This is a genomic window from Rufibacter sp. JT3400010, assembly GCF_054956755.1.
The window spans coordinates 165021-185452 of sequence record NZ_JBUDXA010000005.1; the positions used below are offsets into that span (position 1 = coordinate 165021).

A 20432-nucleotide genomic window follows, 5' to 3' on the forward strand; every position below is an offset into this window, starting at 1 on the left:
CGGCCCTTCAATTAAGGTGTATTCCTGCGCCATCTTCCCGATACAAAACTTATATTTGTCTTTTCAATGACAACCATGACCCAGCTCCAGATGGTAGACCTCAAAGGTCAGTACCTGCGCCTGAAACCCGAGATAGATGCCGCCATGCAAGCCGTGGTAGACAGTACCGCCTTCATCAACGGACCCCAGGTTAAAACCTTTACCCAAAATCTGGCGCAATACCTACAGGTGGGCCACGTGATTCCCTGCGGGAACGGCACCGATGCCCTGCAGATTGCCTTGATGGCGTTGGACTTACCTGTCGGAGGCGAAGTGATTGTGCCCGCCTTCAACTACGTGGCTACCGCCGAGGTCATTGCCTTGCTGGGCCTGAAACCGGTGTTTGTAGACGTACTTCCAGACACGTTCTGCATAGACCCAGCCAAAGCAAGAGAAGCCATCACAGAGAAAACGGTGGCCATCATGCCGGTGCATTTGTTCGGGCAGTGCGCGCCCATGGAAGAAATCATGGATCTGGCCCTGGCGCAGGAATTGTTCGTGATTGAGGATAATGCCCAGGCCATTGGCGCGCAATACATAGACGCCGAGGGCACCACCACATTTGCCGGAACCATCGGTCACATTGGTACCACCTCATTTTTCCCGTCCAAAAACCTGGGCTGCATGGGCGACGGTGGCGCTATTTTTACCCAAGACATAGATTTGGCTGCTACGATGCAACAGATTGCTAACCACGGGCAGCACAAGAAGTACCATTACTCGCGCGTAGGCGTGAACTCCCGGTTAGACACCTTGCAGGCCGCCTTGCTGGACGTGAAACTCACCCAACTGGATGATTTCATTTTTCGCCGCCAGAAAGCGGCGGGCGTTTATGATGCCTTTTTCGCGGAAGTGCCCCAAATCAGGATTCCGGCTTTAGCCCCGTACAGTAGCCACGTATTTCACCAATACACGGTGCAAGTTCCCGCAGACCAACGCGATGCGCTGAAAGTGTACTTGCAGGAAAAAGGAATTCCCAGCATGGTGTATTACCCGGTGCCATTGCACCTACACGAAGCATACGCATACTTGGGCTACAAAGCTGGTGATTTCCCCGTTTCTGAGGCGCTTTGCCATACCGTGATTTCGTTGCCCATGCACACCGAATTGACCGAGGAGCAGCAGAACTTCATCGCGGAAGCGGTGCTCCAATTTTTCAAGGCGTAAGCGCGCACTTTCAAGCACCTCTGTTTTCGGGCTATTTTGCAGAAAACAGGCATTAAACGAACCAGAGACTTAAATGTCAGAGAAGATAAAATTTGCAGTAATAGGAGCGGGCCACATCGGCAAACGCCATGCCACCATGGTAGAGCGGCACCCCGAGGGCGAGTTGGTAGCCATGGTAGACACTGATCCCGCCCGCCAGGCGGAAGTGGAAGCCCTGGGCGTTCCGTTTTTCCCCAGCATGGAAGTGTACCTGGCTTCCGGCCCCAAGGCCGATGTAATTTGCGTGTGCACACCTAACGGTTTCCATGCCGAACAGGCCATGCTGGCGCTGGAGAACGGCTGCCACGTAGTCTGCGAAAAACCGATGGCCCTGAGCAAAGCCGACTGCGAACGCATCATCTACAAATCGCTGCAAACGTCCAAGCTGGTGTTCTGCGTGATGCAGAACCGCTACAGTCCGCCGTCCTTGTGGCTCAAAGAAATGATCTCAGAAAAGCGCCTGGGCGAGATTTTCCTGGTACAGATTAACTGCTACTGGAACCGCGACAACCGCTACTACAAGCCCGGCACCTGGAAAGGGAACCAGGCGCTGGACGGCGGCACCTTGTTCACGCAGTTCAGCCACTTCATAGACATCATGTACTGGTTGTTTGGGGATATCAAAAACATTCACGGGCGCTTCATGGATTTCAACCACCAGAATCTGACTGATTTTGAAGACAGCGGCCTTATCCACTTTGATTTCATGAACGGCGGGGCCGGCACGCTCAATTATTCCACCGCCGTGTGGGACACCAACCTGGAAAGCAGCATCACTATTATCGGCGAGAAAGGCAGCATCAAAGTGGGTGGCCAGTACATGAACGAGGTGGAGTATTGCCACGTGCAGGATTACACAATGCCCCAACTTCCGCCCAGCAGTCCCGCCAATGATTACGGCCACTACAAAGGCAGCGCCGCCAACCACCACTTCATCTTTGAGAACGTGATTGACACCCTCAAAGGCAAGACCTTCGCCACCACCAACGCCCTGGAAGGCCTCAAGGTGGTGGAGATTATTGAACGCATTTACGCATTGAAATCAATCAAAAATTAGGAGGGGTGAGGTTTCTGCTCTCTCAGCCGATTCTTAATTACAATTCCTACTTACAAAAATGGCTGTTTCTGATTTTTACGACGAATACACCGAGCAACAATTCCAGAAGGGCATCCACATCCGGCACCGGACGATTCTGAAGAACCTGAAGGAGGCCGGTCTGAAAGCTAATTCAAAAGTGCTGGAGATTGGCTGCGGTATTGGAACTGTCACGCACCTGATTGCCAAGGCGACGCCGCAGGGGAAAGTACTGGCCGTAGACATCAGCCCGAAGAGCATTGAGATGGCCCGTAAGTTCAACCTGCAGTTTAACCATGTGGAGTTTCTGGTATCTGACATGACTGATTTCCAGCGGCCAGATAAGTATGACTTTGTGGTCTTGCCTGATGTGATTGAGCACATTCCGCTGGAGCAGCACCCGCAGCTGTTTCAGGTGTTGGCGCAGCACCTACACAAGAATTCGGTGGTAGCCATTAATATTCCGCACCCTCTATACTTGACGTGGGTACGCGAGCACCAGCCCGAGCTGTTGCAGGTGATTGACCAACCCATCCACACCGATGAACTGCTGCGCAACACCTACGCCGCTGGACTGTACCTGCACAAACTGGAAAGCTATTCCCTCTTTTCGCAGGTAGACGACTACCAATGGATTTTACTCAAGCAGCGCCTGGTGCCGGAGACAGTGCAACCAAAATCTAAAGTAGACCTGAAACTACAGGACTTGTCGTCCAAGTGGCTCTAGACCTTTTTCTTCTTTACTAAACCATGTCGGCGCGTAAACCTGTTCTGCTATATTTCTACCCCGCCCAGTCTTCCTTCGTGGTAAAAGACCTGCGGCTGATGGAGCGGGAATATGAGGTACGGCACCAGGGATTTCTTCCCGCTAAAAAATGGCAGACGCCGCTGGTCTGGTTGGGACAGGTATTATTCCTGCTACGCCACATCTGGCAAGTTGAAAAACTGGTCTGCATGTTTGCCGGGTACCATTCCTTTTTTCCAGCCCTTTTCGGGAAAATAGCCCGCAAACCGTGCCTGATTGTAGCCGGTGGCACCGATTGCGTTGCCTTTCCCAGCATTGGCTACGGAGTTTTCGCCAATCCGCTGCTGGGCCGTTTCGCCCGCTGGTCGTACCAATTGGCGGCCCACATCGCGCCCGTGCACGAGAAACTGGTGTGGCAGGACTATACGTACCAGCCTAATGATTTCCCGCACCAGGGCTTCCGTTTCCATTGCCCCGAATTGAAAACGCCGCATACTGTGGTGTACAATGGGTATGATGCTGCGTTCTGGCAGAAAGACTCAACCGTAATACGGCAATCCAACTCTTTCCTGACGGTTTGCGCCGGTCTGAACATGCGCTTCACCCAACGGCTAAAAGGAGTGGATTTGATTTTGGAACTAGCTGCCAGGTTGCCCCAAGCCACCTTCACCATTGTAGGCGCTCCGACTGGGTTCAGATTCCCGAACCAACCCGCCAACGTGGTATTGCTTCCTAAAATGTCCTTGGCCGAGTTGAAGGCCATTTACAGCGCCCACACGTTCTACCTGCAACTCTCCATGTCAGAAGGGTTTCCGAATGCCTTGAGTGAAAGCATGCTTTGTGAGTGTGTGCCAGTGGTGAGCAACGTAGGAGCCATGCCAAATTTGATAGAAGACAGTGGTTTCGTGTTGCCGCACCGGAATGTGGCAGAATTGGAACAAGTCTTGAAAGAAGCGTTAGCCGCCAAAGATACCGTAGAACTTGGCCGTAAAGCCCGCACTGTCATCGCCCAACAATATCCTGAGAGTAGGAGAGAGCGGGAGTTGATGAGCCTGCTGAAAAGCTTGTAAAATGGCCTGCTTTAGAATCTCGCTCGCCTCTGGCGAGTGTGAGTTACGTTCGGCCTCTGGCCGCTATTTTCACCTAATCGGACATTTTAGCGGCGGGACGCCGCAGGTAGCTCACACTCGCCAGAGGCGAGCGAGTGAAAGGTTAAAATACAACTACAGCCATTTCACTTCTCCCAAGCCAAACCTTACCAGCGTTTTCCGGATCCCGTTGTTCAATTCAGGCGATACTTTAAATCCAACCATCAATCCCATATACACTCCGGAAATGAGGGCAGACCGAACGGCGATGTCCAGCAGCAGAGGCAACTGGGGCAAAAGCCAGGAGGCACCGTAGGCCAAACCGGAGATGACCACAATCAGCAGGGAATCCCAGCCAAAGGGCTGCATTTTGAAAAAGCGGGCCACAAACGCTACCCTGAAAAAGTTGTACAGCACATACACCATCATGGAGGCGAAGGCAGCGCCACTGATGCCGTAGGGAGGAATGAGCAGGTAATTGGTGTAGATGACCAGAATGACCATCAGGATATTGAAAAGCAAATCATAGCGGTACTTGTCTGAGGTGAGCAGAATCATGCCGTTGATGCCAGTGGCCAAGTCAAACAATCGGGCGAAGCCCATGAACAAAATCACGTAAACGCCTTCGCTGTAATCTTTGGGCATAAGCGCGAAAATGTTGTCCACATTGCACCAGATGCCCAGAAATAACAGAAATCCTACCACCATGTTCACGCGTGTCATGTTTTTGTAAAGCCTCGCCAGGGTGGTCATGTCTCCGGCTTTGAACAAATCAGCGACCTGCGGATACACAATCTTGTTGAGGCCGCGCGAGGGCACCAGAATGGCCGATGTGATGAAATAGGCGGTGGTGTAAAAAGCCACATCGTCCAGACCGTTGTAGGCGGCAATCATGGCCGAGTCGGTGAAGGTGATGACGGTGGTGGAGACGTTGCCCATGAACGCGAACAGGCCGTACTGCAGCACTTCTTTGAGGGGCACCACCTGGAACATGTTTTTGCCCGGTTTCACGAAAAATTGCCGCAACCAGAGCAAGTAAATTATAGAGACGAAGGCGGTACACGAGTTGGCCCCAATGAAGATAATTACGAACCACTGAAAATCTACCCAGCCCCAAGCATAGGCGAACACCGTCCCCAAGGTTAGCACCCGCACCATGAAATCCTGCAAGAAGCTCTGCACCACCGTTTTGTAGAGCGACCGCAAGTAGGCATCCAGCAGCATGAATAGCAGCGTGAAAAAGCTGAGCGGAATAATGTAATAGTAATACTCCACCGCCATGGGCGACTGCTTTCCGAAATACCCCACCACGGTAGGTTGGAGCAGCAGGAAAAGTCCCGTCACCACCACAAACCCTGCTAGCGGAATGAGCAGCATGAGAAACAGGAAGCCGTTGTGTTTTTTGTCTTTATCCCGGAAGTACGGGAAATACTTCAGGCTGATATTGGTAAACCCCAGCGCCGCAAACTGCGCGTAAATGGGCGACACCTGCAACAGAAACCGCGTGAGGCCCACTTGGTCGGGCTCTAGCATGTTGGGGAAAAGCAGCACCGTATTCACGTACCCAATGATCATTCCGGCGTAGGAAATGATGGTGTTCAGAAAACCCTGCTTGCGTAATACACTCATGAAAAGGGAAGGCGTCGTTTTGGGCAAGTTCTCCAGAAAAAAGCGGGAAAACGGCATGCGGCACCTGCAAAAGTACAGCTTCTGGCACGGCTTGCAAACCGGTTTAAAACCGAATGTTAAGATGAACCTTAATGCGCTTCCTGAGCGGTAATGGTTTGATGCGCCGTCAGGAAGGCCGTATTCTGGCTCTGTACGTAACGGGTAATCTGCCGGAACAACTCTAACCCGCCCGCCAAACCATAGGGAGTGAAATTCTCATTATGCCACAAAAGCGTGAAAACACCCCGGAAACGGATAATCTCGTTCAGCATGGGCATAAGGGCAGGCATGACCTCAGCCGGAGCTAGTTGCAGATAGTTGGGGTGATTCAGAGTAATGTCCATCAGGTTCAACGGTAGTTCCCAGGTCTGCGTCATCCTGTTGTTCTTGAAGTCAAACAACCGGAACGGATGGCAATAGCTGTTCCTGAACCCGAAGTGCTCGGGAAAACCCAGGCTGCTGTCATACTTGAACTCTAGTTTTTCCAGAAGGGCCGGAGAATGGGCCGGATCATACCGGAGGTAGTGAAAACGGTTTCCCTGTACGGGCGTGAGGAATTTGGCTTTCTCGCATTGTAATTGATGGGCGTTGATGCCGCTGCCGTGACTTCCGTGAATGGCTATTTCGTGGCCGTTTTCACTTAATTGCCTGATTTCTGACTGAAGCCTGGGCGAGAGAACATCATAATCAGCGTTAGGGTGCCCCTGAAATTTGGCGTGTTCCGGCAAGAAGAAGAAGGTGGCGGGGGCGTTGTGTTTCTGTAGTTCCTGTTGCACCTGCGCGAAATTGAACCAGGCATCTGAGCCTTTCGCCTTCTGCCAAGCCAGTTGGAGAAAACGGCCGAGGTTTCCTTTCTGCAACGCAGGTTTTCCGGCTACTTTCCAGGCGCTCTGGCAATAATCAATGTCATGGGTAAGGCACGTGGCAAAAGGCTTTCCGTTCCAATCTCTTAGTTCTACTTTTTGCCCGTAGGCCAGTTCCACCGCTGCTTTCAGAATCTCGAAAAAATTATTCACCACCGGCTTCGTCACGGAGCCATGTTTGGCTTGGAGGGAAGCCGCAAACGGATAGCGGCCAAACTGATCGCGTACGGTACTGTGGTATTCTTGCCAGCCGCTTAGAAAGAAAAAAGATGCGGCAATCAAATCTTCCTGCACCACTACGTTTCCCTGGGCATCTCTGGTAAACCAATTCGTTTCTGGAAAAGAAGTAAAAAGCACAGGGATGGAAGTTCCTTGCCACTCTTTCCAGAAGATTTGCTCTGGTTGTGGCTGTTCCTGGGCAAAGAAGTTAGAAGTTGTTTTCGTGACCTGCACGCGACTACGACCGTCTAGTCCATAGCTCATTTCCAGCGGCTCCGGCAATTGGTAGACCTGCTTGAAATGGAAGAGCACGTAGTCAAAGAGGGTTTGCACAGGCATTAGGATTCGTAGGGGCAATCCTTGTGGTTGCCCTGTGTGTGCATGATAATAAAAATGCGTGAAGGGCAACCATAAGGGATTGCCCCTACAATCGTCTAAACTTTACAAAATTATTCCAAAATCAACTTCGCTAATTGCTCAGTGAGGGAGCGGCGGGAGTATTGGGTGTAGTTGATGATGGGCAGATCCAGGTTAGGGTTGATTTTCCAGGTTTTGCTTAGTTGCATGAGGTAATCTACCATGAGGTCATAGCCGGAATAATGGAACACGCGGCCCGCGCCGCATTCGTCCAGAATCTTATCCACGTCGCCGTGCAGAGGTCCGATGCAGATGATGGGTTTGTTGGCGGCCAGGTACTCAAACAGTTTGCCGGTCAGAATCCCGAAGTTATTCTCCACGTCTGGAATGGCCATGAATAGCACTGTGCTGGCCATGAGGTACTTGATGGATTCCTCGTGCGGCACGTAGTCAATGTACTCGGTGATCAAAGGCAAACCCGCTTCTTCAATCTGCTTCCTGATTTCTGCCGAAACTTTGCCCACAAACCGAAGGCGGTAGCGCATGAGTGGGTTTTTGGTCATGACTTCACAGAGGGCCTGAAAGAAACCAATCACGTTGTAGGCCTCAGTAAGCGTACCGGTATAGGTGATGACAAACTCTTGGGTAGAAGGCGTGGACGGATGCACAAAATCAGCTTCATCATACCCGTTGGGAATCACGTGGATTTTCTTCGGGTTGATAGTGGTGGACTTGTTGAGAAACAACCGTTTCATGTCTTCTGAAACCACCACCACGGCATCAGCGTGTTCCAGTACGTCGCGTTCGTATTTGGCGTCTAGCCGTTGGGCCAGGGCGGTGTGGTTCAGGTCGGCGTAATAATAGATGTCCGTCCAGGGATCGCGCATGTCGGCAATCCACCGCAAACCGTATTGCTTTTTCAGCTTGAGCCCAATCAATTGCGTGGAGTGCGGCGGACTGGAAGTGACTATGGCCTTTATTGGCTGCTCCTTCAGTACTTTCTGGGCGGCGGAAAAAGCGTAGCGGTTCCAGCCTACGCGCGGGTCTGGGATGAACAGGTTGCCGCGCAGAAACTTGAACAACTTCTGCTTCCAGGTTTCCTGCCCCGTGTTGGCAAAGCCCCCAAAAGGAATGTCTTTCTTGCCAGTGATTTTCTTGTAGAACTCAAAAGGCTCTCTCGTCGCCGTCCGGATGACCTGTACGCCAGAAGGCACCTCGGCCAGTAGGGAAGGGTCCAGCACGGGATAGGAGGCTTGCTGCGCATCAACGGTGATCACGGTAGGTGTCACGCCAAACTCGGGCAGATGCTTCACAAACTTGAGGCACCGTTGCACTCCGGCCCCACCCGAAGGCGGCCAGTAGTAGGTGATCAATAAAGCAGGCTGGGGAGTAGGAGTGACAGTTGATTTCAAGGGCTTCTTATCTTCAGGTAATTGAATTCAATGAACGAACGTAATCCCATTTTAGGTTGTTTTACCTAAAACAAAGCAAAAACAGCGAACGCCCGCCCAGTGTATAGTCAAGTCCGAATATACGTACCTGCGGCTAAAAGATGGTGAACTTCCGTAAATTCTGCTTATTTTTGTCTTTGTCACTCACTGAAATTTAATTCACTCAGTCATATACCACACATGTTTGAGAATTTAAGTACCAAGCTGGATCGCGCCTTTAAAACCCTGAAGGGCCAGGGCAGCATCACCGAAATCAACGTTGCCCAGACCATCAAAGAAGTACGTCGCGCCCTGGTAGACGCTGACGTAAACTACAAGGTGGCCAAAACCGTGACCGATAAAATCAAGGACGAGGCCATGGGTCGCGACGTTCTGATTGCCGTGTCGCCGGGCCAGTTAATGGTGAAGATCGTGCACGAAGAACTCACTGAGTTGATGGGTGGCGAGAAGAAAGACATTAACATCAACGGTTCGCCCGCCATCGTTTTGATTGCCGGTCTGCAAGGTTCCGGTAAAACCACTTTCACCGGTAAACTGGCCAATTTCCTGAAAAGACAAGGAAAAGGCGTTCTGGTGGCTGCCTGTGACGTGTACCGTCCCGCCGCTATTGATCAGTTGAACGTGTTAGCCGAGCAAGTAGGGGTGGAGTTCTACGCCGAGCGCGAATCCAAAGACCCGGTTTCCATTGCCCGCAATGCCGTGGAGCACGCCAAGCGTACCGGCAAGAAAGTAGTCATCATTGACACCGCTGGTCGTTTGGCCGTGGATGAGGCGATGATGCAAGAGATCTACAACATCAAGGAGGCTATCAGGCCAACTGAGACCTTGTTTGTGGTAGACTCCATGACAGGTCAGGATGCCGTGAACACCGCCAAGACTTTCAACGAGCGCATCAACTTTGATGGCGTAGTGTTGACCAAATTGGATGGTGACTCTAGAGGTGGAGCCGCTCTTTCCATCAGAGCCGTGGTAGAGAAACCTATCAAGTTTATCTCCACCGGTGAGAAAATGGAAGCCCTGGACCTGTTCTATCCGGATCGGATGGCTCAGCGTATTCTGGGTATGGGTGACGTAATCTCCCTAGTAGAGCGCGCCCAGCAAACCTTTGACGAGGAGGAAGCCAAGCGTATCAACAAAAACATCCGCAAGAACCAGTTCAACTTTGACGACTTCCTGTCACAGCTGGAGCAAATCAAGCGGATGGGGGATATCAAAGACCTGGTGGGCATGATCCCGGGCGTAAGCAAAATGCTGAAAGACGTGGAGATTGACGAAAGCGCCTTCAAACCAATTGAGGCTATCATCAAATCCATGACCAAAGAAGAGCGCCAGAACCCCGATATGATCAGCGGCAGCCGCCGGAACCGTATCGCCAAAGGTTCAGGCACCACCATCCAGCAAGTAAACAACCTCATGAAGCAGTTCAACGACATGCGTAAGATGATGCGCAGTATGAACAAGATGGCCGGTACCAAGGGCGGTCTGGCCAAGCTGGGCAACATGATGGGACGCCGGTAGTTTAATTGTCAGTTGTTAGAATACTCTAACGGCAGTACTTATAAAAAGACCCGCACCTTTTGGTACGGGTCTTTTGTTTTGGGGCAGTTTCAAGAAAAGCGGCCGCAAACGCGAAAACTTACTTTATGGCGCGAGACTCCAGTCTCGTGCCTCAGGATGAAGCGAGTCTCCAGACTCGCCGGGAACCACCAGCAGTAGAAGGCATAGCATCAGTTTCTTTCTCTAACTCAACTTCGGAAGGGTACCTCTGTCTGGATTGTTGGTGAGAACACCAACAATGGCAGCTGGGTTGTCAAGTCTTGTGCTTAACTAAACAGGTTCAATTATAAGTTTTCTATTCTAGGTTTCTACTTCCAAGTTCTCAATTCCAAATTGTCATCCCGAAAGTAACTTGTGGGCGAACTAGACAGGCCTCTACAAATCTCAGAAACAACACGTCTTAGAACTGCTGATGCCGCATTCCTATAAAATGGCTTATCTTTCTGTACACTATCCAAAGGCTTACTTGTTTCCTTACTTCCTATGAAAGTGAACGCATTTTCCTGGTTACTTCCCTCTGTGAAAAACTCTATCACTTCGTTAGCCTTGGCGGCGGTGTGTAGTACGGGCTTAGGATTGTTCTCCTGTACTCCAAAAGGAAGCAATTCCATGCCAACTAGCCAAAGGGAAGGAATCGCCAAGGGTGCGTTCGCCACTAAGAAATACCGGAACCTGTTCCAGGAGAACGGACATTCAGCACAGGAAATTAAGGCGAAACTGGAGAAAGGGTACCAGCAGTTGTTTCACGGCGACTCAGCTTCGCAGGCGATTTACTTTGCCTCGGGGAAGAACGAGCGGGGGCCGCTGGCCTACATCTATGATGTTTACAACAAGGATGTGCGCAGCGAAGGCATGTCTTACGGGATGATGATTGCCGTGCAGATGAACCAGAAAGCCGAGTTTGACGCCCTCTGGAATTACGCAATCACGCACATGTACGTAGACACGCCCGGCCACCCATCTGAAGGATATTTTGCCTGGTCTACCAAGCCAGACGGCACGCGCAACTCAGAAGGCCCTGCCCCAGATGGAGAAGAATACTTTGTAACGGCCTTGTACTTTGCCTCGGGCCGCTGGGGCAATGGCATCTATCACTATCGGCAGTGGGCCGATAAAATACTTTCCACCATGCGCCACCACCCTGAGGTGTCTGGCCAAACCAAGTTCGGTCCGCAGGTAAGTGGCCCTATGGTGAACGAAGAACACAAGATGATTCTCTTCGTGCCCACCAACCAAGCCCGAAAATTCACCGACCCATCGTACCACTTACCCGCTTTCTATGAACTTTGGGCTCTGTGGGGACCGGAGCAGGACCGTTCCTTCTGGAAATCCGCCGCCGACACCAGCCGCCATTTCTTCCAGAAAACCACCCATCCGGTCACTGGCCTAGCCCCTGATTATGCTCATTTTGACGGCAAACCCGTGACCACGCCGTTCAACCCCAACTCGCACCTGTTTGCCTATGATTCGTGGCGCACGGCTATGAATTGGAGCGTAGACTGGGCCTGGTGGCAGAAAGACCCGCGCGAACCGGAGCTGAGTAACAAAATCCAGACCTTCTTCGCATCTGAAGGGCTAAACACCTACGGCAACATCTACAGCCTTGACGGGAAGAAAGTAGGTGCCAGCCACGCCCCAGGCTTAGTCTCCACCAACGCCGTGGTAAGTCTGGCTGCCACTCACCCGGTCGCCAAAGAATTTGTAGAGGCGCTCTGGCAGTTGCCGGTGCCGCACACCGTAGGCGACCGCTACTACGGCGGCTTGCTGTACCTCATGAGCCTGCTCCATTGCAGCGGCGAATTCAAAATCTATGCGCCCCGTTAGTGCTCCGTTTAAGGGCTGTTTTCTGCTAAAAGAGCTTAAAACGCTAGTGCTGGTGTTCCGGTGCCTCATACTTATTCGTAAACTGTAGTTGTCGCACGTCGCCTTTCTCCCAGGCGTTGGCGCCTTCCACCACCTGGGGCATGGGAATGTCTTCGCGCTGTTTCCGTTTTTCTGCCGTGGACACGTTGAAGCGTTTGTCCCGGTCGGCTAGCATCTGTTGGTTCAGTTGGCCGTCTTTGGTGAAGCCCATCATGAGCATGGGGCTGCCCAGCGGAAGCTCCAGGTCCCGGTCGGTGTGCCAGGTGTGGAAAATTTTGCCGTAGGTGCTCACCAGTTTCTCCATGAGTTCATGCTCGGCCACGGCCGGTATGCCAGGGGCAATCAGTTCCCCCGATTTGACTTCGTAGTGGTGGCTGTGCCAGAGTTTCCGTTCTTCCAGCGGTAGCGTTTTGAAGAGTTTCTCGGAGATGATGTATTCCACGCCCATCAGTTTGGCGTTCTCACCGTTACCGTCATACATGAGGGCCTGGTGCAGGTCTTCGTTCAGTTGCGTCACGTAATGGTGGGCTTCCATCTGGCCTTGCAGGTTGCCGTTGTAGAAGTGGAAACCGTTGAGGTAGGCGTCTATTTTGGAAAGCGGGGTTTTCTTTTGCAGCACATCGGCCCCGGCTTCCAGCACTTTGGTTTTCGTTGTTTTATCGCTACCGGGGGCGGTCACGTTGGAGTCTGTGTTGTTGCCGCCGCAGCTGAAAAACAGGAGGGATGCGAAGACGCTGAGGTAAGTAGTGAGGTTCTTTTCCATAGGGTGGGGCTTTGGTTGAGCTTTTTACTACGGAGGAAGTTTTTCTATGGCTGGGTTGGTTTTGTGGTTCTTTTTTGGAAATAGGGTAAAAGGGATGGCGTGGTGCATGCAGTTTGCTGTTCCCTTGGCTTGTCTGCTTTTTTCGTGAGTGCAGGTGCTGTGTTGTATCATTTTTGGCGGTATGCGCTCACGGCCGCGAGGCCCCGTCTTTCCCTCGCGCACTGCCCTTTCGGCCTGCCTTGTCCTTTGCGCTTAGTCTTGCCTTTCCACGCCCAAAAGCGAGGCGCGCTCGGGGAAGACTGGAACAGGAGAAAGTAGCGTGATACAATGGTAGAACTCTCATTTACTATGGCGCGGAAGTTACTTCCGTGACTTTCAATATAGATTCAATAAGTCCTGGAAGTAACTTCCGCGCCATGAAAAGTATTTTCCTGCTAAAACTTTATTCCTCTTCTCGGGATGCTCCTTCAGAGGGGACTAGCAGCAATGCGTGATGTCGCTGCTGGCGCAACGAGGGTAGTCTGGAGACTACCCATCATCAATAGGCGCGAGTTTACAACTTGCGCCAGTGTTAACCAACAACTAACAACTAACAACTAAAGACTAGTACTCCGTTTTGCCTTCGTGTTTTTCCCATTCCTTAAAGCCTTCCAAGGCTTCATGTGGGAGGAGTTGTTCCATGGTGAGGGAGCGGGAGTGGAGGGGGAGTTCCAGTTCTTCGTAGATGAAGGCGTCGTCAAACCCGATGGCGGCGGCGTCTGCTTTGGTGTTGCCATAGTACACTTTGTCGGGGCGGGCCCAGTAGATGGCTCCCAGGCACATGGGGCAGGGTTCGCAGCTGGTGTAGAGTTCGCAGCCGGTGAGCTGGAAGGTGCCTAAAACCTGGCAAGCTTTCCGGATGGCGTCTACTTCGGCATGGGCCGTGGGGTCATTGCTGGAAGTCACGTTGTTGAAGCCCCGGGCAATGATTTCTCCGTTCTTCACCACCACGGCGCCAAAGGGTCCCCCTTTGCCTTCTTTCATTTTCTCAATGGAAAGCCGGATGGCTTCGCGCATGAAGTTTTCTTTGGAGTTTGAATCAGCCATGGGTAAATGAATTTAATTTCAAAATAGCACCGGAAAACGGCAAAAGGGCTGCAAAGATAAGAAACAGAAGTTAAGAAAGAAGCCGCTGCATCTGTCTTCTATGGTGCTCATGGTGCTCCAGCATAAACCGCAGGGTTTGAGGCAAGGTGAGCATTCCGGCCCGCGGATGGAAGAAGATTTCTTTGTTTACCTGTGCTTCTGGAAAAGTGGTAAGAAACGCCTGGAGCCGCATCCTGATGTCCTGCCATTGGTCAATAACCTGGGACACCTGCACCTGTTCCGGCACCTCCCGTACGGCGGGCGGCGCTTTGAATTTGATGGGGAGTTTGAGGGCCAGATTCAATAAAACAGACCTAAAACGGGTTTTCCAACGAACCGGCTTCAACACTTTCCCGCTGGCCATTTTCTTTTCCAACGCTTCCACCACTTGTCTGTCTACCTGCGTGAGGTGGTACAGCAACTGGGCTGCCGACCATTGCGCTGGGCCGGGTTGCTGATGCTGCACAGCGGGAGGGGCGTTGTTAACCCAGGAACTGAATTCGACCCGCTGTTTTTCCAGCTGCTGAGAAAGAGATTGAAGTTGCGTGTTCATAGCGGCGGTGGCTTTTAGCTGAATATATGAACAGTAACCCAAACATTCACCTTAAAACACGGCTTGGATATCTTATACCAATTTTCCCTGCAAGTTCTCTAGTTCTTGTTTCAACTGTTCAATGGAACGGTGAACCAGCGTGACCAACTGCTCCACCAACTCCGGTAACTGATGGAGCTGGGTGCGGTTCAAGGCAGAGTGTTCAATGGTGTTGTTTAAGTCCTCTAGCTGCTGAATGCCCACCAAAGCGATGGAAGGCCGAATTTTATGGGCAATGGTGCGGGCCTCAGCCCAATTGGAAAACGATACTGCCCTGGCCAGTTCCTGCACCAAACGCGGCGTCTGTTCAATAAAAAGCCGAAGAATGTCGCGCATGAACTCGGTGTTCCCGTTCGCGAAGCTTTCCAGGTAGGAAAGGTCTATTTCTACCTCACTAGGCTGGGAAGCAGGGGCAGGGGAAAGTTCTGCCTGAGCTCGGTTTTGTAGCAAAGTGGCAATTTCCTGAAGCAGTTCCTCTTCTTTAAAAGGTTTGGAGATGTAGGAATTGGCGCCGGAAGCCAGACATCTATTGAATTCGCCCTGCGAAGCATGCGCCGTTAAGGCAATGATAGGAATATCTTTCTGCGCGGGCATGTGCTCGCGAATGTGCTGCATGGCCTCATAGCCGTCTACCTCGGGCATCTGCATGTCCATTAAAACAAGGTCGAAGGTTTCCAGGGCAAGCAAGTCCAGGGCTTCTTTCCCGTCATTGACCATGGTAACTTCCACCTCCTGGTCACGCAGTACTTTGTAGACCAGCATCTGGTTCACCAGATTGTCTTCGGCCAGCAAGATGCGGGCATTTCGGAGGATTTGATGCGATTGGTGGGCGGGCGGAAGAACGGGAAAGTTCTGCTCCTCTTTCTGCTCTACTTTCTGGAAAGGAAGCACAAAACGAAAAGTACTGCCGCTGTTCACTTTGCTTTCCACGGAGATGTGGCCTCCCTGGGCTTCAATCAGTTCTTTGGCAATGGAAAGGCCCAGCCCGGTACCCCCAAATTTGCGGGTAGTGTCATTGCTGCCTTGGGTGAATTTCTCGAAGATGGTTTCCAGTTTCTCCTCCGGAATACCAATGCCGGTATCTTGCACGGTGAATTCAAGCTGCAGGCGGTTTCCTTCCTGGGCAATCACCTCCACGTTAAGCCGTACGGTGCCTTGCTGGGTGAATTTGATGGCATTTCCCAGCAGGTTGTTCAGAATCTGGCTCAGCCGGAACGGATCACCCTCCACCAAAGACGGAATGTCATGGTCCATGAGCAGCTTCAAGGTGTTTTGTCGCTCCCGGGCCCTTATCTCCAGCACATCCAACAATTGTTTGATTAACTGCTGTACGTTGAAGGGAATGATCTCAAACGTGATCTTACCGGCCTCAATCTTAGAGAAATCAAGCAGGTCATTGATGATCACCATTAAATTATTGGCCGAGGTATGGATGCCTTGCAGGTATTCTTTCTGTTCTTCGTTTAAGGGAGTTTTTGCTAAAACTTCGGTTAAACCCAGAATACCGTTCATGGGCGTTCTGATCTCGTGGCTCATGTTGGCCAGAAACTGCTCTTTCACCTGCGCCATGCTCAGGGCTTCGTCTTTAGCCCTTTTCAGTTCTTCCTCAATCTGGATGCGCTCAGAGATATTGTAGCAAACCCCAATAATGCCGGTTATTTCCTGGGTGGCGCTTCTTAAAGGAAGAAACAGGCAATCAAACCAGACCCCCCAGATGTTGACGGTACAGGTAGATTTATGCCCTTTTAAGGTGCGCCGGGCGCACTTAAGCACCACGGGATAGTCTCTGTACACATCAAATAAGGAAAGCCCCACTGATTCATGTTCTTCTTTGCCAATGAGGTAAATCCCTTTCCCGCGGGCCATGGTGAAGACGCCGTCCTGGTCAGTGGCCCAGAGAATGATGGGAGCCCCGTTGATAACGGTTTCCAGTTGTTTCTGAGTGTTGGCCAGCTGTTCCTGGGCCTGTAAGCGCTCCTGCTCTATTCTGTGCAGCCTGATAGCCGACCTGATACTTTTGGAGATACCTTCCGGCGTGAGCAGCGTTTTGGGCAGGTAGTCTGACGCTCCCGTTTTAATGGCTTCCACGGCAATGCGTTCATCGCCCTGGGAGGTGACAATCTGCACCGGAGTGGTAATGCCCCTTTCCCTTATCTTCTGCAGCAGTTCCAGACCGTTCATGTCTGGCAGCATGAAGTCAATGAAAATGAAGTCAAAGACTTCCTGCTGCAATATCTTCAACGCGTCTGTACCCAGGGCGGCCGTTTCAATGGAGGCATTTAAGCGAGCCGTTCGTAAGGACCGTTGAATGATCATACGGTCTACTTCATCGTCATCCACAATGAGAAGCCTGACCGAAGACCCAGAAAGGGGGAAATTAGTTTGGGAGCTCAATTAAATTCCAGAAAGTATTAAGGGTGGAAATGATATCTACGAAAGATGAGTACTGAAATGGTTTCACAATAAAGCCCGCCACATGCAGATCATAGGCCTGCAGCAGGTCACGCTGGGTGCCTTGGCCGGTAAGCACGAACACACTACAGGCTTTCAGCAAGGGATCTTTCCTAAGTTCGGCCAGAAAAGCAAGTCCGCCCATCTCTGGTAAGTCCAGGTCCAGGAGTATGATGCGGGGAATGGGGTTTAACGCCGGTATGTTCCTCCCTTTCAGCATATCTAAAGCCACTTTGCCGTTACGGGCCACATGCACGGGGTTGTCTATGCCCTGCGAATGAAAGGCACGTTTGGTAGAGGCGACATCCTGCGGATCATCCTCCACCAACAGAATATGGGCTTGCTGATTTTTCAATTTAATATTTGATTTAAGTTTTTATAGAATATATGTATATAGCAGGGGAGGTGTAAAAATAGGAATTTTCAGGTTTAAATCAGGGCCGGACGCACAATTTCCAGTATTTATCTAATGTAGCTACAGAGGTCAGGAATTTTTCAAAAGACAAAGGCTTCAAAATATACCCTGCCACATTGAGGTTATAGGCATTAATCTTGTCACTGTCTTCGTTGGAAGTGGTCATCACAAACACGCTGATGCGGCTTAAGGCCGGGTCATTCCTGAGTTCCTGTAAAAACTCAATGCCGTTCATCTTAGGCATGTTAATGTCCAGAATAATAATGGGCGGCATGGGAATAGTGCCGGATCTAAGCAGTTCCAGCGCTTCCAACCCATTATGGGCTATCAGCAGCGGATTGGTGATGTGGTTTTTTTTGAAGGCACGCTGCACATTCATGATGTCTACCTCGTCGTCTTCTACCAGTAGAATAGTAACTTCTCTTTCTTCCATGTTGTTGAAATGAACTTCTTGTACGTGTAAATAGTAAGGGGGGCTATACTGTTTTAGGCCAGGAAAACAGGAATTCAGTTCCTTGCCCCACGGTAGATTGTACGGTAATGGAACCGCCCACGTACTGCACAATCTTACGGGTTATGGCCAACCCAACTCCCAGGGTTTCTTTCTGATCCGTAGGGTGTACGGTGAAAAAGATATTGAACACCTTGGGCTGTACTTCCGGGGGAATGCCTGTTCCGTTGTCTTTCACCTTAAACAAAAATGCCTCTTCCTGTTCCTGGGCTTCAATCCAGATTTCGGGGATTTCCTGATCATTGAAGGTAACCGCATTCTGGAGCAACTGTTGAAACACGGCCTCCAGTTTCTTTGCGTAGGTAGTGAATGTAGGTAAGTTGGAGGTATGGACTTGCAGCGGTTGGTTTTGCCCCAAAGCCCGCGTTAACCGCCGCACCATAGCCTCTACCTGAACTTCCTGTACCTCCAGGTCTTGCCGGGCTACCCTGGAATATTCCAGCAGCCCATTGATCTTACCTTCCATGCGCTGTGTCCGGTTCTGGAGCAATTGCAGGTTGTTCTGAACGTCGGGGTCCAGGTTTTCGCCCAGGTCTTCCTCAATCCAGCTTGAAAGATTACTGATGGCCCGCAACGGGGCTTTCAAATCATGCGATACAATGTAGGCGAATTCCTCAAATTCCTTTTTGAGGGCGTCCAGTTGCTGTTCACAGTTCTGCTTAGGGTGCATCATGGTTGAGGGGAGTTGAGGGAAAGACTTGTCACCGGAACTTTGGGCCAGGTAAAGACAAACGTGGTGCCTAGCCCTCTCTCAGATTCAATCCAGATCTGGCCGCCTTTTTCTTCCACAATCTTTTTAACAATAGAAAGCCCCACGCCGGTACTTTCTTTTACATCGCGGGCTTCCATGGTTTGAAAAATCCCGAATACTTTGGTTTGGTATTCCTTCGGGATGCCTGGTCCGTCATCCTGCACTTCAAACTGATAAAAGTCTGGCAGAGCTTTAGACCTTATCTCAATAGTACCCTCTTGGGTGTGGTGGTACTTGAACGCATTACTGAGCAGATTTGACATAATCTGATAGAAAAGGGTGCGTTCGCCGGTGATGGTAGGCAAGGTAGCCGGAGTCTGGATGCGGAACGTGGCAGGCGGCGACAGATTCTCCAGTACTTCTTTCACTACCTCTTGGGCCGAGAAATTGGTGGAGGGCAACACCTGCCGGCCTACTTTGGAATACGCTAAAATTCCGTTGATCAGGTTTTCCATTCTATGCACCCGGCTCCGCAAAATAGACAGGTTCTTCTTTATGTCTGGATCATCGGTGACCAGATCCTCGGCAATCCACTCGGCCAGATTGTTGATGGCTCGAAGGGGAGCCTTCAGGTCATGGGAAACCACGTAAGCAAATTGGTCTAGTTCGTTATTGGTTTTGGTAAGATGGTTGAAACTGTTTTGCAGTTGCCGGGCCATCATGTTCAGGGAGTTGGTGAGGCTGCTGATCTCGTCATTCCGCTTGTCTTTCAGGGTAACGCTGTAATCTCCCTGGGCAATGCTGTGCGCCAGGTTATTCATGCGCCGGAACCGTCTTTTAATGGTGCCACCCAGTAAATACGCCATAAAGCTTCCTATCAACACAGAGACAAACGTGAGCCCGACGGCAATTTCATTTGTCCTGAGAAGGGACGCATTTAGCTCTTCCAGCCGGTCTTCTTTAATGCGTTCCTCCTCTTTCTTAATCAAGGCAAAGCGCTCGCGTGCTTTGTCCATGATGTTTTTACCCGTGCCTTGCTGTGTGGAAGAGGTGAACAGAGAATCATACCGTGCCTTATCCTGCGTGCTAACGTAAACATTGGCTTTGCTTCTGAGCAAGGGTAGGGAAAACGTACTTAACCACTCGCGGGCATCTTTCCGGAGGAGCTGTACGTGCTTGTTTTGTGCCGGGTACGTTTGGGTCAGAGAATCCAGGTGATTGATGCTGCGTTCAAATTCGGCCTGTCCTTTCAAATACGGTTCCAGGAAGGGTTTCTGGCCGGTAAGTAAATAGCCCCGCAAACCCGTTTCCAGATCTATGAGCAACTTCTGCGCGCGTTCGGCCTCCCTGATAATGCTGGAAGTGTACAAGACATCTTCAATACTTTTCTTAACCTTTCGGGTTTGTTGGATATATCCCATAGTGACAATGCAGAACATGGCCAGGATCAACCCAATAACGGTATAAATGGTAGAGATTAGTTTCATGGATTTTTCCTCTGCATGAAGAGGACAAGGGAGATAACGTAAGGCTTAAAGATAAGGGTTTTTGGCGTATCTGCGTTCATTAGACACTTCTGTTTACGCGTATCTGGTCACTTGAAAGTAACATTAACCAATACATGTATATTGCTGAAAGCCGATTAAGTACTACTTCCTCTCAAAAGTAAGAAAAATTTTGCGTTGGATTATTTCTATTTCAGGTCTCTTTATGAAGATTTACAACCGCTGCCCAAATAATTCAGGAAATAGGA

17 protein-coding genes are annotated in these 20432 nt (G+C 50.9%); 6 read left to right on the plus strand and 11 right to left on the minus strand.

Features of this window, described 5'->3' with window-relative positions; genetic code table 11:
* Nucleotides 1-75 precede the first annotated feature (75 nt).
* The 4 genes from ACY0JR_RS07075 (at nucleotide 76) to ACY0JR_RS07090 (ending at nucleotide 4135) form a co-directional block, all read left to right on the plus strand.
* Nucleotides 76-1206, plus strand: coding sequence for a DegT/DnrJ/EryC1/StrS family aminotransferase (locus tag ACY0JR_RS07075; protein ID WP_462633241.1), 1131 nt, complete (start codon nucleotides 76-78; stop codon nucleotides 1204-1206).
* A 73-nt stretch (nucleotides 1207-1279) separates the two neighbouring features.
* The gene (locus ACY0JR_RS07080; RefSeq protein WP_462633242.1) at nucleotides 1280-2302 is read left to right on the plus strand and encodes a Gfo/Idh/MocA family protein; all 1023 of its coding nucleotides are present in this window, start codon (nucleotides 1280-1282) and stop codon (nucleotides 2300-2302) included.
* A gap of 58 nt (nucleotides 2303-2360) precedes the next feature.
* Nucleotides 2361-3047 carry a class I SAM-dependent methyltransferase gene (locus ACY0JR_RS07085; protein WP_462633243.1) on the plus strand — a complete coding sequence of 229 codons (687 nt, stop codon included), beginning with the start codon at nucleotides 2361-2363 and terminating at the stop codon, nucleotides 3045-3047.
* A 23-nt stretch (nucleotides 3048-3070) separates the two neighbouring features.
* Complete coding sequence (locus ACY0JR_RS07090; RefSeq protein WP_462633244.1) at nucleotides 3071-4135, plus strand: glycosyltransferase family 4 protein; 1065 nt, start codon at nucleotides 3071-3073, stop codon at nucleotides 4133-4135.
* 153 nt (nucleotides 4136-4288) lie between these two features.
* Here ACY0JR_RS07090 and ACY0JR_RS07095 read toward each other — a convergent pair whose 3' ends face one another.
* From ACY0JR_RS07095 to ACY0JR_RS07105, 3 genes are all read right to left on the minus strand, one after another.
* Nucleotides 4289-5782: a lipopolysaccharide biosynthesis protein gene (locus ACY0JR_RS07095; protein ID WP_462633245.1), complete on the minus strand. Its 1494-nt coding sequence runs from the start codon at nucleotides 5780-5782 to the stop codon at nucleotides 4289-4291.
* 128 nt (nucleotides 5783-5910) lie between these two features.
* Nucleotides 5911-7236, minus strand: coding sequence for a polysaccharide deacetylase family protein (locus ACY0JR_RS07100; protein ID WP_462633246.1), 1326 nt, complete (start codon nucleotides 7234-7236; stop codon nucleotides 5911-5913).
* Between the two features lie 116 nt (nucleotides 7237-7352).
* On the minus strand, nucleotides 7353-8672 hold the full coding sequence (locus ACY0JR_RS07105; protein ID WP_462633247.1) for a glycosyltransferase family 4 protein: 1320 nt from the start codon (nucleotides 8670-8672) through the stop codon (nucleotides 7353-7355).
* A gap of 219 nt (nucleotides 8673-8891) precedes the next feature.
* On the opposite strand from ACY0JR_RS07105, the gene ffh reads away from it, so the two are divergent.
* Together ffh and ACY0JR_RS07115 are read left to right on the plus strand one after the other, a co-directional pair.
* Nucleotides 8892-10229, plus strand: a complete 1338-nt coding sequence (gene ffh, locus ACY0JR_RS07110; RefSeq protein WP_462633248.1) for a signal recognition particle protein — start codon at nucleotides 8892-8894, stop codon at nucleotides 10227-10229.
* 648 nt (nucleotides 10230-10877) lie between these two features.
* Nucleotides 10878-12092, plus strand: a complete 1215-nt coding sequence (locus ACY0JR_RS07115; RefSeq protein ID WP_462633249.1) for a glycosyl hydrolase family 8 — start codon at nucleotides 10878-10880, stop codon at nucleotides 12090-12092.
* A gap of 43 nt (nucleotides 12093-12135) precedes the next feature.
* Here ACY0JR_RS07115 and ACY0JR_RS07120 read toward each other — a convergent pair whose 3' ends face one another.
* From ACY0JR_RS07120 to ACY0JR_RS07155, 8 genes are all read right to left on the minus strand, one after another.
* Entirely contained in the window at nucleotides 12136-12894 is a 759-nt protein-coding gene (locus ACY0JR_RS07120) for an OBAP family protein (protein WP_462633250.1), read from the minus strand.
* 603 nt (nucleotides 12895-13497) lie between these two features.
* The gene (locus tag ACY0JR_RS07125) at nucleotides 13498-13980 is read right to left on the minus strand and encodes a nucleoside deaminase (RefSeq protein WP_462633251.1); all 483 of its coding nucleotides are present in this window, start codon (nucleotides 13978-13980) and stop codon (nucleotides 13498-13500) included.
* Nucleotides 13981-14050: 70 nt separating this feature from the next.
* Nucleotides 14051-14572: a DinB family protein gene (locus tag ACY0JR_RS07130; protein WP_462633252.1), complete on the minus strand. Its 522-nt coding sequence runs from the start codon at nucleotides 14570-14572 to the stop codon at nucleotides 14051-14053.
* Nucleotides 14573-14644: 72 nt separating this feature from the next.
* Nucleotides 14645-17005, minus strand: a complete 2361-nt coding sequence (locus ACY0JR_RS07135) for a response regulator (RefSeq protein WP_462633253.1) — start codon at nucleotides 17003-17005, stop codon at nucleotides 14645-14647.
* Nucleotides 16989-17417 carry a response regulator gene (locus ACY0JR_RS07140; protein ID WP_462633254.1) on the minus strand — a complete coding sequence of 143 codons (429 nt, stop codon included), beginning with the start codon at nucleotides 17415-17417 and terminating at the stop codon, nucleotides 16989-16991. The genes ACY0JR_RS07135 and ACY0JR_RS07140 overlap by 17 nt, the downstream gene beginning before the upstream one ends.
* Nucleotides 17418-17496: 79 nt before the next feature.
* Nucleotides 17497-17910, minus strand: a complete 414-nt coding sequence (locus ACY0JR_RS07145) for a response regulator (RefSeq protein WP_462633255.1) — start codon at nucleotides 17908-17910, stop codon at nucleotides 17497-17499.
* 43 nt (nucleotides 17911-17953) lie between these two features.
* On the minus strand, nucleotides 17954-18661 hold the full coding sequence (locus ACY0JR_RS07150) for a sensor histidine kinase (RefSeq protein WP_462633256.1): 708 nt from the start codon (nucleotides 18659-18661) through the stop codon (nucleotides 17954-17956).
* The gene (locus tag ACY0JR_RS07155; RefSeq protein ID WP_462633257.1) at nucleotides 18658-20166 is read right to left on the minus strand and encodes an ATP-binding protein; all 1509 of its coding nucleotides are present in this window, start codon (nucleotides 20164-20166) and stop codon (nucleotides 18658-18660) included. Before ACY0JR_RS07155 ends, ACY0JR_RS07150 begins: the two co-directional genes overlap by 4 nt.
* Nucleotides 20167-20432: the final 266 nt, after the last annotated feature.

Coding starts and splice junctions, on each gene's coding strand:
- ACY0JR_RS07125 (WP_462633251.1), bottom strand. CDS start 13,980: ATGGCTGATTCAAACTCCAAAGAAAACTTCATGCGCGAAGCCATCCGG.
- ACY0JR_RS07115 (WP_462633249.1), top strand. CDS start 10,878: ATGCCAACTAGCCAAAGGGAAGGAATCGCCAAGGGTGCGTTCGCCACT.
- ACY0JR_RS07075 (WP_462633241.1), top strand. CDS start 76: ATGACCCAGCTCCAGATGGTAGACCTCAAAGGTCAGTACCTGCGCCTG.
- ACY0JR_RS07145 (WP_462633255.1), bottom strand. CDS start 17,910: ATGGAAGAAAGAGAAGTTACTATTCTACTGGTAGAAGACGACGAGGTA.
- ACY0JR_RS07080 (WP_462633242.1), top strand. CDS start 1,280: ATGTCAGAGAAGATAAAATTTGCAGTAATAGGAGCGGGCCACATCGGC.
- ACY0JR_RS07095 (WP_462633245.1), bottom strand. CDS start 5,782: ATGAGTGTATTACGCAAGCAGGGTTTTCTGAACACCATCATTTCCTAC.
- ACY0JR_RS07090 (WP_462633244.1), top strand. CDS start 3,071: ATGTCGGCGCGTAAACCTGTTCTGCTATATTTCTACCCCGCCCAGTCT.
- ACY0JR_RS07155 (WP_462633257.1), bottom strand. CDS start 20,166: ATGAAACTAATCTCTACCATTTATACCGTTATTGGGTTGATCCTGGCC.
- ACY0JR_RS07130 (WP_462633252.1), bottom strand. CDS start 14,572: ATGAACACGCAACTTCAATCTCTTTCTCAGCAGCTGGAAAAACAGCGG.
- ACY0JR_RS07085 (WP_462633243.1), top strand. CDS start 2,361: ATGGCTGTTTCTGATTTTTACGACGAATACACCGAGCAACAATTCCAG.
- ACY0JR_RS07120 (WP_462633250.1), bottom strand. CDS start 12,894: ATGGAAAAGAACCTCACTACTTACCTCAGCGTCTTCGCATCCCTCCTG.
- ffh (WP_462633248.1), top strand. CDS start 8,892: ATGTTTGAGAATTTAAGTACCAAGCTGGATCGCGCCTTTAAAACCCTG.
- ACY0JR_RS07150 (WP_462633256.1), bottom strand. CDS start 18,661: ATGATGCACCCTAAGCAGAACTGTGAACAGCAACTGGACGCCCTCAAA.